11 protein-coding genes are annotated in these 13483 nt (G+C 62.6%); 9 read left to right on the forward strand and 2 right to left on the reverse strand.

Features of this window, described 5'->3' with window-relative positions:
- Nucleotides 1–59: 59 nt before the first annotated feature.
- Together BFP89_RS17100 and BFP89_RS28965 are read right to left on the reverse strand one after the other, a co-directional pair.
- The gene (locus BFP89_RS17100; protein ID WP_218061319.1) at nucleotides 60–701 is read right to left on the reverse strand and encodes a phage tail protein; all 642 of its coding nucleotides are present in this window, start codon (nucleotides 699–701) and stop codon (nucleotides 60–62) included.
- Nucleotides 698–3532 carry a hypothetical protein gene (locus BFP89_RS28965; RefSeq protein WP_176718425.1) on the reverse strand — a complete coding sequence of 945 codons (2835 nt, stop codon included), beginning with the start codon at nucleotides 3530–3532 and terminating at the stop codon, nucleotides 698–700. The genes BFP89_RS17100 and BFP89_RS28965 overlap by 4 nt, the downstream gene beginning before the upstream one ends.
- A gap of 350 nt (nucleotides 3533–3882) precedes the next feature.
- Between BFP89_RS28965 and BFP89_RS17110 the strand changes: the two genes are divergently transcribed.
- The 9 genes from BFP89_RS17110 to BFP89_RS17150 all read left to right on the forward strand — a co-directional run bounded on the left by BFP89_RS17110 (nucleotide 3883) and on the right by BFP89_RS17150 (nucleotide 13187).
- On the forward strand, nucleotides 3883–4803 hold the full coding sequence (locus BFP89_RS17110; protein ID WP_141689102.1) for a hypothetical protein: 921 nt from the start codon (nucleotides 3883–3885) through the stop codon (nucleotides 4801–4803).
- Between the two features lie 91 nt (nucleotides 4804–4894).
- On the forward strand, nucleotides 4895–5518 hold the full coding sequence (locus BFP89_RS17115) for a hypothetical protein (protein WP_065886628.1): 624 nt from the start codon (nucleotides 4895–4897) through the stop codon (nucleotides 5516–5518).
- 178 nt (nucleotides 5519–5696) lie between these two features.
- The gene (locus BFP89_RS17120; RefSeq protein WP_065886629.1) at nucleotides 5697–6116 is read left to right on the forward strand and encodes a MarR family winged helix-turn-helix transcriptional regulator; all 420 of its coding nucleotides are present in this window, start codon (nucleotides 5697–5699) and stop codon (nucleotides 6114–6116) included.
- Nucleotides 6113–8191, forward strand: coding sequence for an FUSC family protein (locus tag BFP89_RS17125; RefSeq protein WP_065886630.1), 2079 nt, complete (start codon nucleotides 6113–6115; stop codon nucleotides 8189–8191). The genes BFP89_RS17120 and BFP89_RS17125 overlap by 4 nt, the downstream gene beginning before the upstream one ends.
- Nucleotides 8188–8397, forward strand: coding sequence for a DUF1656 domain-containing protein (locus tag BFP89_RS17130; RefSeq protein ID WP_065886631.1), 210 nt, complete (start codon nucleotides 8188–8190; stop codon nucleotides 8395–8397). The genes BFP89_RS17125 and BFP89_RS17130 overlap by 4 nt, the downstream gene beginning before the upstream one ends.
- Complete coding sequence (locus BFP89_RS17135) at nucleotides 8394–9284, forward strand: efflux RND transporter periplasmic adaptor subunit (protein WP_065886632.1); 891 nt, start codon at nucleotides 8394–8396, stop codon at nucleotides 9282–9284. Before BFP89_RS17130 ends, BFP89_RS17135 begins: the two co-directional genes overlap by 4 nt.
- A complete protein-coding gene (locus BFP89_RS17140) occupies nucleotides 9281–10723 on the forward strand; it encodes an efflux transporter outer membrane subunit (protein ID WP_065886633.1) in 1443 nt (480 codons plus the stop codon). The genes BFP89_RS17135 and BFP89_RS17140 overlap by 4 nt, the downstream gene beginning before the upstream one ends.
- Nucleotides 10724–10804: 81 nt before the next feature.
- Nucleotides 10805–11437: an NADH:ubiquinone oxidoreductase subunit N gene (locus tag BFP89_RS17145; protein WP_065886634.1), complete on the forward strand. Its 633-nt coding sequence runs from the start codon at nucleotides 10805–10807 to the stop codon at nucleotides 11435–11437.
- A 253-nt stretch (nucleotides 11438–11690) separates the two neighbouring features.
- Entirely contained in the window at nucleotides 11691–13187 is a 1497-nt protein-coding gene (locus BFP89_RS17150) for a YdgA family protein (protein ID WP_065886635.1), read from the forward strand.
- The last annotated feature ends 296 nt before the right edge of the window (nucleotides 13188–13483 follow it).

Here is a 13483-nt window from a genome sequence, read left to right on the forward strand (position 1 = left end):
GTGTCCGCCGTTCAGAATGCCAAGTATCGAATGAAAGGGGAAAACGCTGTCGGTGCCGCTCACAGCCACAACTGTGCCCAGGGGGAGCCAGCGCCGCTGGTGAACTTGATCAAATAGTTGACTGCAACGTTGCTGGGGCGTGTCTCAAACTGGCTGACACCGGCGCTCAACACATTGCCTTGGGCGTCCGTCGGTGCCGATGTCACCGACTGCCCAGGCGTGGCGCTGTCTGCCGAGCCGGCTTCGACGATCTGCACGGCCACAGGCACGGTTTGATAGGTGTGTTCGTGAGTCAGCATCGCGGCAGTCTGGCGCGAGCCGATCCCCGCCTTGACCTTGGCGCTGCCGGTGGGGTCGGTGCGTATCGCGGTGTCCGGGTCCTTAAGGGCGCCACAATCGTTGCCGCGCAGGAACGTGCCACGGTAATCGGGGATATGAAAGGTCGCGCCGCTGCCGCCGTACAGGTAACCCAGCATGGCGTGCAGCTCCTCGTACACGCTGACTTCAAGCTCGCGCCCATCGCATAACATCCAGCCCCATGCCTCAATCGGGAACAGGTTGCTGTCCGCCGTCACGTCCGCAGGTTTGGCGGTATTCGGCACCGGGGTGCCCACCGGCCCCGCGAAGGCGGTCACCGCCCCGACCGGCAAACTGCCGTCCGACGCCAGGCCCATCGGCCACGCGCCGTGACGCCGGCTCATAGAATGCCCTCCAGGGAAACGCCGTCGATCACTTGCATCGCCGTGGGCACCAGGATCTCCCAGGGTTGGCCGACGCACTGAGCGCCGTCGCGTGCTGTCTCGCTCGACTTCAGCGCGTTGACGGTGGCCACGTCGTGGGCTTCGACCGGTACGCTGTCATCGCCCGCCCGCCAAAGCTGTCCGGAAGACAGCAGGTAGAGCACAGACAAGGCCTTGCTCGGCCGGGCCGGCACCAGCACCCGGGCCAGATCGGCAGCCTGGAAGGCCGCCAATGGCGACAGTGCCTCGCCGTCATCGTCGACTGCCAACGGATAATGCGCGCCGTCCTCCTGGCGATAGAACTGAATGTTCATCTCATCCCATTCGAACAGATCGTCGATAAATTGCACGCGTCCCGGCCCCGCCAGGGTGCCGCCCGCGAACGTCGGCGCAGACGGGTCCAGGTCGCCGGTCAACTCGGCGCAACGTCGCTGCAGCACGTCCAGGCAACCGCGGCGCAGCGCCCGTCGTTCGACCCGACGTGCCGCCAGGGCCGAGCGCTCCCGAGCGGCCGGCAGATCAAGGCCGTCGCTGCGCGCGCACAGCGCCTGCCTGGCCTCAAGCAGAGCGTTGTAGGTCTTGATACGCCATTCATCCATGGCGCTGGTCGTGGGCACACATTTGACGATGACATTCACCCGTACTGGGGCGGGCGCAGGTGTTGGTGTTGGTGTTGGTGTTGGTATGGGCGCAGGTGCTGGATCTGGCACCGGCACCGGCACCGGCACCGGTATTGGTATTGGTACTACCGGTTTCTCAGCCTGCGGCGAGGCGACCGTCTGCGCGGTGCCTACTGCGATAACCAGGCTATGGCCAGAGCCGAACGGTATGACCACCGGCGTGTAGGGGCTTTCCAGGGTCTTGATCCCAACCATGACCAAAGGCCAGGTCACCCCGGGCGCGGCCAAGGCCCGGGCCGTGGCAATTTGCGGCTGATATCCAGGCGGCACGGCAACCAGTGTCGACTCGCCTTCCCCCAGTAACGCCGAGACATCGCGCCGGGCTTCCGGCGGCGGGCTGATGGCAGTGCTGCGATATTCAGCGGCCAGGCGCGCGTAGTTCTCGGGCGTGATCCGCTTGAAGCTATCGATCCCCTGTTCCTCAAGTGACCGTGGCGGGCCGAAAGCCACGCGTTCGCCCGGCGTCACCTCGCGAAAATACGCTGCGGCCGGCGCGCTCAGCACAAACTCGACCATCAGCCGACGCCCGTAGTTGACCACGCGCGCTTCATAGACCTTATTGACCCAGCGCAGCACGTAAATGCGACTGCCGGCGCCGGCGCTGTTGTCGATGGTGCTTGTGATGGTCTCGGCCGTTTCATGCATCACGCTGCTGCCACGCAGGTTGCCCACGCTGCGGCTGATGCGGTTGACCGTCTTGTTCAGCACTTCACGGGCAAAACGGGTCTCGTCATCGCTGTTCGGACCCTGCTGCACGGTGGTCGTTACCGGCCCGCCGTTGACGATGGCCAACGTCGGCGGCCCGTAGCTGGTGGTCAGGTTGGTATAGGTTTTATTGGTGGTTTTTTCGGCGATGGTGCGGATGGTTTCGGCATGCAAATCATCGCGGGTGTCGACCGCACTGTCGTCCGACACCTGCTCATCCAGTGTCTGCGACAGGCTGACATCCAGTTGGCGCCGGGTGCGCCGTCGGCTGATGTCTTTGCGTTCGCCGCGCATCAGGTTTTCGATGGCGGCGATTTCGCCGGGCACATAGCGCAGCAGGCGCTGACGCACCATTTGCAAGTCGCCGATGGAGCACGGCTCAATCCAGCCGCCTACGCTTTGCGGCAGGTCCTTGGCCGATGGCGACGCCTGCACAGGCGGGTCGCTGATGGGCGGTGGCGCAAAAAAACCTTCGGGCAAAGTGATCGACGCCTGCATCAACGCATGCAGTGCCGCTGACGTGAGCGGCGGCGTACCGGGCGGCGGCGCGTAGACATAATCCAGCAGATGGGACATGACCAGCGACCCGCACAGGTGCGGCAGCAACCCTGGCTCGCTCCACGGCGCGACGACCAGGGCGAAATAACTTTCCCAGAGGCGTTCCACATCCGCGGCATAAGCGGGCGGCAGGCTCCCGCCAGAGGCCATGTTGGCCGAGATCCAGGTGCTGACGGTATAGGGATCGTAATCCGACGTGAGCACCGTTTCCTTGAGGCGCGATAACTGCGCATAAGTGCCGGTGCAGAGATCCGCCTGCGTTACAAACTGGTTCTCATACGGCGTTACGCCATGAATAAAGCCCAGGGCCAGGCTGTCCATCTCGATTCGATTGGAGCAGGCCGAAAACTGGGCGTAAAAACTCTGGGCCGGCACGTTTTTCGGCACCACGTACGTGAGGAAACGCAGTTGTTTCTGGGCCGCACTGATAAGCGGCCATTGGCGGATGTACAAATAGGGGAAGAGAGCACTATCAAGCGCATGCGGCCTGATCGGCTCGGGCGTCGGCCTGGGTGGTTTGGGTTCTGGTTCTGGCCCTGGCCCTGGTTCCGGTTCGGGTGATGGTTGGGGGCGGTTTACCGCAAAGCGCGCCAACTCGACATGGCTGGTCTTGCCGGCTGCATCCTCGGCCCCCTGTGTCACCTCCGCCCGCAGAACGGCCGCATCGCCTTCGGTGCCCGCTTCGCGCTTCAAATGCAGCTTGCCATAGGCCAGGTAACCGCCAGCAAAGCGGATGTTGAAAGGCATCGACACGCCCGCAGCCTCGTCGGCATCGAACTCAATGACGATGACATCACCTTGCTTTGGATGATCGATCCGGCTGATGCGCACCCTGACCGCGAGCAACACGCCCGCACTCGTCTCACATTCACTGGCAAAACTGAGCGCACCCTTGGGAGTTTCCCAGTGTGCTACCGCTGCATTTTCCATAAGACATCCCAGGCGTGGATACGGATTGCGGTTCCAGCGTGCAATCTAGTGGCAGCCACGGCCATGCAATAAGTATCACCACGTAACAGTTGACCCGGCGTTACCGTAACAATACTTATGGGTGGTGGCATTTTGCCCTAATGTATCTCCGAAAGACCGCCGGCCCAGGGAGTTTGTGCTTAGATTGCAGACATCATTTACACAAAAACTGGGTGTCCGATTTAACAGGGACAAGTTCACGAACGGAAGACATGCAGAAGGTAAGACCCATGTCAGACTTACTCGATTCCAGCGAATACCCTGTGGCTGCCTTTCGGGAGAACGTCACTGGTTTCAGCTCCCGCACCGCGAGAAAACGCCCCGTGCTCCCGGATGCCATGCCGACACCGCCTTCGACCACGCTGGGTGCGCCGCCGGACAAGGCAGAAATCCGCGCTACGCTGCTACAGGTGCTGGCCAACCCCTTGTTCTGCAAGGCCCCCCGACTGAGCCGCCTGCTGCGCTTCCTGGTCGAACGGTATTTGAGCGACACGCTCCAGGACACCACCGAATATGGGATCGGCATTGATGTTTTCGACCGCGACCCGGCCTTTTACAGCACGGGAGACGACCCGATCGTGCGCGTGCAGGCCGGCCGCCTGCGGGAGAAGCTCAAAACCTATTATTCCAGGGACGCCGGCGGCGGCAGTGTGGTCATTTCCATCCCGATCGGAAGCTACATGCCATTGATTCGACGCGCCGATGACGCTATGGCACGCGCACAAACACGCCACCTCCTTGCCGTTCAACCCCTGAAGAATCTCACTGACGATTTCGCCTGTACGCTGTTCGCGCCGGGATTGAACGAGGAGTTGAGCTGCCAACTGTTCAAGGAATTTGGCAACCAGGTCGTCACCTATTCTTTTGCAAAGCCCAGTGACGAACAGAGCCAAGCGCCCTTCGCCAGCCACCTGCTGGAGGGCAGCGTGCGTATCGAGGGGGCGCTGATGCGCGTTTCGGTCCGTCTGATCAATGCCGCGACCGGCTCGATCGCCTGGTCCGAACAGCTGGACCGTCACACCAAGCCCTGCATCGCGTTGCAGCAGGATGTGGCCCAGACCATCTGCACCGGCCTGGAGCGCTATTTTTTCTCAACGGCTGACCGATCCACTCACCGCATCTGCCTGGCAACGGCACACCGCGGCCTGTAATGTCGTGTAAGGCGCTGTAATGGTCGCGGTGCTGCGATAGCTGTAGATACTGGCCCATACGCACGCTCAATGGCACAGGGGAAAGACCCGCATGACAACGTCCTACACGCTGACACTGCACAACAAATCCTCCAGGCCGTGGACGTTTTATATCTACCCGACGTTACCCGAACAGCACCACGCTACCGTTTCGCTGGTGTGGTACGTCACCCCCTTCAACGTGGCATCGGGTGCTGAAGTCAGCCTCAACTGGACGATTGAATACGGGTTCGTGTGGCAAGCGCACGAAGTGCTCTCAGGCGGAGTCAAATTCAGCGCCGAGGGTCAGATGCCTGGCGATTTGAAGGAGCACAACACCGTCACGTTTTCCGAATTGCACCACACCCCCGTCTTCAGCAAACCTGTTGCAGGCAGCCCGACGGGCTCGATGGTCATCCACAGCGACACATCCGTGCAGGAGAAAGGATTCGTGGTGGGCATCTCCATCGACGGCAGAGATGCCTTCCTCACACCGACCGGGCCGAACCTGACCGCCTCATTCAAACTCGAGAACAACGCGCCCAAGTACTGGATCGCCGCGTGCGACGAAATTGAACTGGGCGCTGTGGTGGATATCGCCGCCAACATCAACAGTTTCGAGGTGGTTTTTCCTGATGGGGTTTATGAGCAGGCTTATAGCCTGGACACGGACAATGTCTGGGGCGCCGTACCCTGATCAAAAATGTGGGGAGCGGGCAAGCCCGCTCCCGCAGGGGTTCTGCTGAATTGCCGCCACCACCCATCCGCCAAATTGTTTCAAAACTTGACGCATTCGGACGCTTCCACCATATTAATAGTTAGCAAACTAACTGTATGCGAACTATTCAGTGTCCCAATCCCTCGAACAACTCCAGATGAACCTCAGCAGCAGCATGGTGGTGGGCGCCCGTAACTGGCGCAAGATCTGCCAGGCCACGCTGGTGAGCTATGGCATCTCTGAAGCCTGCGCCGTGCCGCTGTTGATGATCGGCCGCCTGGGCGACGGTGTGCATCAGGTCAAAGTGGCCCAGGCTTCAGGCATGGAAAGCCCGTCGCTGGTGCGCCTGCTCGACCGGCTGTGCAGCGACGGTTATGTGTGCCGCACCGAAGACATCCATGACCGTCGCGCCAAGGCCTTGAGCCTCACCGAGCGCGGCCGTGAGCTGGTGCAGGCGGTGGAAGCGCAACTGGTGCGCCTGCGCAAGGAAGTCCTGGTAGACATCGCCGCCACCGATCTGGAAGCCGCGCTGCGCGTGCTGCGCGCCTTCGAGGCGGCCGAGGCGGTAGCGCCTTGAACGGATTCTTTACCGGTTTTCCGCCTGCTCGCGACTGGTTCTACGGGGTGCGTACCTTCGCCGCGTCGATGATCGCGCTGTACATCGCCATGCTCATGCAAATGCCGCGTCCGTATTGGGCGATGGCTACGGTGTATATCGTCTCCAGCCCGTTTGTCGGCCCCACCAGTTCCAAAGCGTTGTACCGTGCAATCGGCACCTTGATGGGCGCGGCGGCGGCGGTGTTCTTTGTGCCGATGTTCGTGCAGTCACCCTATATTCTGGTGGTGGTGATCGCCCTGTGGACGGGCACCTTGCTGTTCCTTTCCCTGCATCTGCGCACGGCCAACAGCTACGCCCTGATGCTGGCCGGCTACACCTTGCCGCTGATTGCCCTGCCGGTGGTGGACAACCCCCTGGCGGTGTGGGATGTGGCCGAGGCGCGTACCGAGGAAATCTTCCTCGGCATCGCCGTGGCGGCCGTGGTGGGTGCGATGTTCTGGCCGCGTCGCCTGATGCCGGTGTTCGATGGCTCGGTTGCCAAGTGGTTCAGCGACGCCCAGGTCTACAGCCAGCGCTTTCTCACCCGCGATGTGGAGCCTGAAGCCATCAGCGGCCTGCGCGGCGGCATGGTCGCCACGTTCAACACCCTCGAGTTGATGATCGGCCAGTTGCCCCACGAAGGCGCGCGGCCGCAGACGGTGCGCAACACCAAGGAATTGCGCGGGCGCATGATTCACCTGTTGCCGGTGATCGATGCCCTGGACGATGCGGTGTACGCCATTGAACATCGCGCGCCGCAATTTCTCGATCGGCTCACGCCGTTGCTGCAAGCCGCCAACGCCTGGCTGCAAAGCACCACCGAAACCGCGCCACTGGAGCGCTGGCGCGCGTTGCGTGACAAGATCGACGCCGCGCAACCCCAGGGCGCAGCGCTGGACGACCGCCACACCCTGCTGTTCTCCAACGCCCTCTACCGTCTCGGCGAGTGGGTCGACCTGTGGCAGGACTGCCGCAGCCTGCAAGCCGCCATTCAGTGCGAAAGCCAGGACACCTGGCGCGCCGTCTACCGCCACTGGCGCCTGGGCCGGCTCACGCCATTCCTGGATCGTGGCCTGATGTTCTACTCGGCGTTTTCCACCGTCACCGCGATCATCGTCGCCTCGGTGTTGTGGATTTTGCTGGGCTGGACCGACGGCGGCAGTGCGGTGATCCTGGCGGCGGTGGCGTGCAGCTTTTTCGCCTCGATGGACGACCCCGCGCCGCAGATCTATCGGTTCTTTTTCTGGACCGCCATGTCGGTGCTGTTCGCCAGCCTGTATCTGTTCCTGGTGCTGCCCAACCTGCACGATTTCCCCATGCTGGTGCTGGCGTTCGCCGTGCCGTTCATCTGCATCGGCACCCTCACCGTGCAGCCACGGTTCTACCTGGGCATGCTGCTGACGCTGGTCAACACCTCGTCGTTCATCAGCATCCAGGGCGCCTATGACGCGGATTTCCTCAACTTCGCCAACGTCAATCTGGCCGGGCCCGTGGGCCTGCTGTTTGCCTTTGTATGGACCCTGATCGCACGGCCCTTCGGCGCCGAACTGGCGGCCAAGCGCCTGACCCGTTTCAGCTGGCGCGACATCGTCAGCCTCACCGAGCCCGCCACCCTGGCCGAACATCGGCACATGGCCGCGCAAATGCTCGACCGCCTGATGCAGCACCTGCCGCGCCTGGGCCTCACGGGCCAGGACACCGGCACCGCCCTGCGCGACTTGCGCGTGGCGCTGAACCTGCTCGATCTGCTCGCCTACTCGCCGCGCATCCTCGGCGTGCCGCGCGTGCTGCTCAACCAGGTGGTGGAAGGCGTCGGCGGTTATTTCAAGGCCTGCCTCAAGGCCGGTGAACGCTTGCCCGCGCCCAGCGGTCTGCTGATGACCCTGGACCGCACGCGCCGCGCCCTCAACGGCCAGGGCCTGCAAGACGCCGATGACACGCGCCTGCACCTGCTGCATGCCCTGGCCGGCCTGCGCCTGGCGCTGTTGCCTGGTGTGGAGTTCATTGGCGGCACGGAAATCGAAGCGCCGTTACCGGATGGAGCGCCCCTATGATCGGTGACCTGGATATCAGCGGCGTCTTCCTGCCCACGCTGCTGGTGCTGATGGGCATTACCTATGTGTTGTTTCTGGTGCTGCACGGGCTGTTGACGCGCATGCACTTCTATCGCCTGGTCTGGCACCGGGCATTGTTCAATGTGGGGCTGTACGCGCTGTTGCTGGGCGCGGTGGACTCACTCAGTCGATATCTGATGACATGAAAAAACCTTTTTTGACTATCGGCCGTGTCGTCCTGACGCTGTTGATCGTGAGCTTCGCGGTCGTCGTGGTGTGGCGCATGGTCATGTACTACATGTTTGCGCCCTGGACCCGTGACGGCCACATCCGCGCCGACATCGTGCAGATCGCCCCGGACGTGTCCGGACTGATTCAGCGTGTCGATGTGCACGACAACCAGTTGGTGAGCAAAGGCCAGGTGCTGTTCGCCGTCGACCAGGACCGTTTCAAGCTGGCCCTGCGCCAGGCCCGGGCCGCCGTGGCCGACCGCCAGGAAACCCTGGCCCAGGCCCAGCGCGAGTACAAGCGTAACCGTGGCCTGGGCAACCTGGTGCCCAGCGAGCAACTGGAAGAAAGCCAGTCCCGCGTGGCCCGTGCCCAATCGGCCCTGGCCGAGGCGCAGGTGACGGTGGATTCGGCCCAGCTCAATCTTGACCGCTCGGTGATCCGCAGCCCGGTGGACGGCTACGTCAACGACCGCGCGCCGCGTGCCCAGGAATTCGTCACCGCCGGCCGCCCGGTGCTGTCGGTGGTGGACAGCAACTCCTTCCATATCGACGGCTATTTCGAAGAAACCAAACTGGACGGCATCCGCGTCGGCATGGGCGTGGATATCCGCGTGATCGGCGACAACGCCCGCCTGCATGGGCATGTGCAGAGTATCGTCGCCGGTATCGAGGACCGCGACCGCAGCAGCGGTTCCAACCTGCTGCCCAACGTCAACCCGGCATTCAGTTGGGTACGCCTGGCCCAGCGGATTCCGGTGCGTATCGCCTTTGATGACGTGCCGGCGGACTTTCGCATGATCGCCGGGCGTACCGCGACCGTGTCGATCATCGACGACAAGGCCAACGCCGGAGACGCGCCATGAAGCAACTGCTGGCCACCGCTGCGCTGGGGGTGTTGCTGTCGGCCTGCCAGGCGGTAGGCCCGGACTACAAGTTGCCGGACGCGGCTGCCGTCAACCGTGACGACCTGCAAGGTGCCATCGCCGGCGAGGGCAATAACGTGGTGTCGGCGCCCGTGCCGACGGACTGGTGGAAGCTGTACAAAGACCCGCGCCTGGATGAACTGGTGCGCCAGGCCATGGCCTCCAACACCGACCTGCGCGTGGCCGCGGCCAACTTGCAACGCGCGCGCTACCAGACCCAGCAGGCCGAATCCGCCGGCGGCTGGAGTGCCGGGGCCAAGGCTGAAGCGCAGCGTTTGCAGGAGTCCGGCGAAGCCTTCCTGCTGGCGGACAAAGTGCCGGTGGGCAACATCGGCAGCGTGGGCATCACCACCTCGTATCAATTCGACCTGTTCGGCACCTTGCAGCGCGGCATCGAAAGCGCCCAGGCCAACGCCGATGCGGCCCAGGCGGCCGCCGATATCGCGCGCATTACCCTGGTGGCCGATGTGGTGCGCGCCTACACCCAGGTCTGCGCCGCCAACGAAGAGCTGGCCATCGCCAACGAGTCCCTCGACCTGCAAGCCCAAAGCACCAAGCTCACGCAACGCCTGCGCGACGCCGGCCGTGGCGATGAAACCCAGGTCACGCGCTCGCAAACCCAATACAAATCCCTGCGCGCCGATATGCCGCGCTACGAAGCGGCGCGTCAGGCCGGGTTGTTCCGTCTGTCGATGCTGCTGGCCAAGCCCCTCGATCAATTGCCGGCCGGCACCGGCAGTTGCGCCGAGTTGCCGCACATCGCCCAGCTGTTGCCGGTGGGCGACGGTGCGACGTTGCTCAAGCGCCGCCCGGATGTGCGCCAGGCCGAACGCCAACTGGCCGCTGCGACCGCGCGCATCGGCGTGGCCACCGGCGCCTTGTACCCGGACATCGCCATCGGCGCCACGGTGGGCACGGTGGGCCTGCTCGACAACCTCGGCCAGCCTGCGACCAATCGCTGGGGCTTTGGCCCGATGATCAGCTGGACAGTGCCAACCAACGGCGCCCGCGCGCGCATTCACGAAGCCGAAGCCGCGACCCAGGGCGCCCTGGCGCATTTCGATGGGGTGGTACTCAACGCTATCCGCGAAACCCAGACCGGCCTGGCGCAGTACACCGCGATGCTGCAGCGCCGTGAAGCGCTGGCCGACGCCGAGCGTTCGGCGCGCGAGGCGGCGGACCAGACCCACCGCTTCTTCCAGGCCGGGCGCGAGTCGTTTCTCGCCGATCTGCAGGCGACCCGCACCTACACCGCCATGCGCGCGCAATTGGCGGCGGCCAACACCCAGGTTGCGATGAGCCAGATCGACCTGTTCCTGGCGCTGGGCGGCGGCTGGGAAAGCGGACGAACGCAAGGGATAAAACCCGGCAAACCGTGAGGTGATAGCTATGCTTTGTCAGGTGAGGCGTCGTGAAGCCTCACTCGACACTGCTCGCGTTTGCTCATGGGGATTCCAATAATGAAAAACCCTTATGCTCCCGCTTTCTGGTGCGTGCTCTTGGCACTGGTGCTGTTATCGGCCGCGTATTTCTACGGCGTCATGCTCGCCCACCAACTCGACAAGGCCATGGTCTTTCTCGACAGCGCCTGCCTGGTGATCGGCACCTTGTCCATCGGCGTGGTGGCCTGGGCCTCCTATCAAAACCAACGGGTGAAGCGAAAGTTGCTGGAACAAGGCAAGACCCGCGTCGCAATCTGGGACACCAAGGTGGCCCTGCGCCGTGTCGAAACCGTGTTTGACCGCTATTTCTGGGGCAGCTACTGGCAACCCGGTCGCACATTCCAGGAAGTCATGGGCGACCTCACCGGCACGCCCCTGGAAAAAAGCCTCGAAGTGCTGAAGACGCAATGCGTCGTGCTGGATCGACAGGTCGCTGACGGCAGGCATTGGCTGAATAACGCGCGGGAATTGTCCGATGTCGCCACGCAGATGGCCCGCGAGCGCTATCAGCTGGATTTCTGCGACCCCAAGACCGACACCCCCGGCAACGCGGTGATACACCGTGAGTTCGAGGTGTTGGTCTACACCTGGACGGCGCGCCTGAAGAGTTTTGATCACCAGTTGGATGAAATAGAGCTGGAGTACTCCTGAACTCCTGATGAACTGATCCCTCTGAAAGGCTGGGCCGTTTGCGCCCGCCAGTGCTAATCTTCCCCAGCCTTTCGGCCACACGGGCCACTACTGTAGGAGCGGGCTTGCTCGCGAAAAACCTCAACGATAACGCGTGCATTCTGAATAAACGCGGTGCCTATGAGTTCTTCGCGAGCAAGCTCGCTCCTACAAGGACCCCTCCGGGGTTCAAGGAAGACAGCCCACTTCTCACAGGATTTGATCAGGTCACTTCATGAATAAGCCAGCAGTCGTTCTTTTGGGTTTCGTTGTCGCCGTTGGCGTCGTCAGTGCAGGCGGTGCCTGGTACACCGGTAAACAACTGGAGCCGGTCCTGCAAACCGCGATCCAGAACGCCAACAAGGAACTGCAGACCTCCATGGCCGGCGTGGACGGTAGCGTGTCCCTGGAGCTGGTCTCCCTGGACCGTGGCGTGTTCAGCAGCACCGCCCATTACCGCCTCAAAGGCCAGGGCCGTGTGTTCGGCGAGCAAAACCCCAACCCCGAGCTGCTGTTCGTCGACCATATCGAACACGGCCCGCTGCCGTTCTCGCGCCTGGTCACCCTGAAATGGCTGCCGGTGATGGCCACCAGTCACTACGAACTGGAAAAGAACGCCACCACTGAACAATGGTTCGCCGCCGCCAAAGACGTGTCGCCGCTCAAAGGCGTGGCCAATATCGGCTACAGCCGTTCGGTCAACGGCAACGTCGAACTGCTGCCCCTGGAATTCAAGGACGACAAGTCCTCGGTGAGCTTCTCCGGCGCCAACCTGGAATTCGACAGCAGCGCCGAAGGCCAGAAGGTCAAGGCCGACGGCTACATGAACAGCCTCAAGGTCGCGGCCGTCGATGCCAATGGCGACGCGTTCGCAGCTGAACTGGCCGGCCTGACCGTTGCCAGCAACCTGGCCAAATCCACGTTCGGTTTCTACACCGGCCAGAACACCATTGAACTGACCGACACCAAGGTCACCTTCGGCCCGCAGAAGTCGGTGCTGACCCTCAAGGGCTTCGAGCAGAAAGATTCCAGCGAGACCAAGGACAACAACCTGGCCGGCCGCGTCGACTACAAGATCGACGAGATCGGTTACCAGGGTAAGCCCGTGGGCTCGGCCGCCATGGCCGTCAGCATGAAAAACGTCGACATCCCGGCAATGCTGGTGCTGACCAAGCTCTACCAGGACAAGATGCAGCCGGTGCAAGCCGCCGCCGCTGCCGGTCAACCCGCGCCCGAGCTGCAACTGACCGAAGCCGAACAGACCCTGGCCGAAGCCAACGTCAACCAGGTACTGGCCGCCAAGCCGCAAGTGGCGGTGGAAAACCTGTCGCTGAAAACCACCCATGGCGAGAGCAAGTTCAACCTTGTCCTGGACCTGGCCAAGCCGGCCTCCATGGAACTGCCACCGGTTGAGCTGGGCAAGCAGATGATTGCGCTGCTGGACGCCAATCTCACCCTGTCCAAACCGATGATCAGCGACGTGGCCGCGCTGCAAGCCCAGGTCGGCGGCGTGACTGACCCTAAAGCCATCGAACAGCAATCGCAAATGGCGGCCGAGATGGTCAGCGGCGTGGCCGTGGGCACTCAACTGGCAACCCTGGTGGGCACCGACGTGGTATCCAAGCTGCATTACGCCAACAACGAAGTGACCTTCAACGGCCAGAAGATGACCGTCGAGCAGTTCATCAGCTTCGTGATGTCCAAAGCCGGTGCCATGGGCGGCGCGCAGTAACCCTGAAATGCAGTTAACAATGTGGGAGGGGGCTTGCCCCCGATGGCGGAGTGTCAGTCAACTTATCTGTGGCTGACCCACCGTAATCGGGGGCAAGCCCCCTCCCACAGTTTGTTTTGTGCCTGGCAAAAGTCTCTGTCAGCCGGTCAGCGGTTTGGCCGACGAGCAGTTCATCAGCTTCGTGATGTCCAAAGCCGGTGCAATGGGCGGCGCGCAATAACCCTGAAATGCAGTTAACAATGTGGGAGGGGGCTTGCCCCCGATGGCGGTGTATCAGTCAGCTTATCTGTGGCTGA

This window comes from Pseudomonas sp. 31 R 17 (assembly GCF_900004915.1).
GTDB lineage: Bacteria > Pseudomonadota > Gammaproteobacteria > Pseudomonadales > Pseudomonadaceae > Aquipseudomonas > Aquipseudomonas orientalis_A.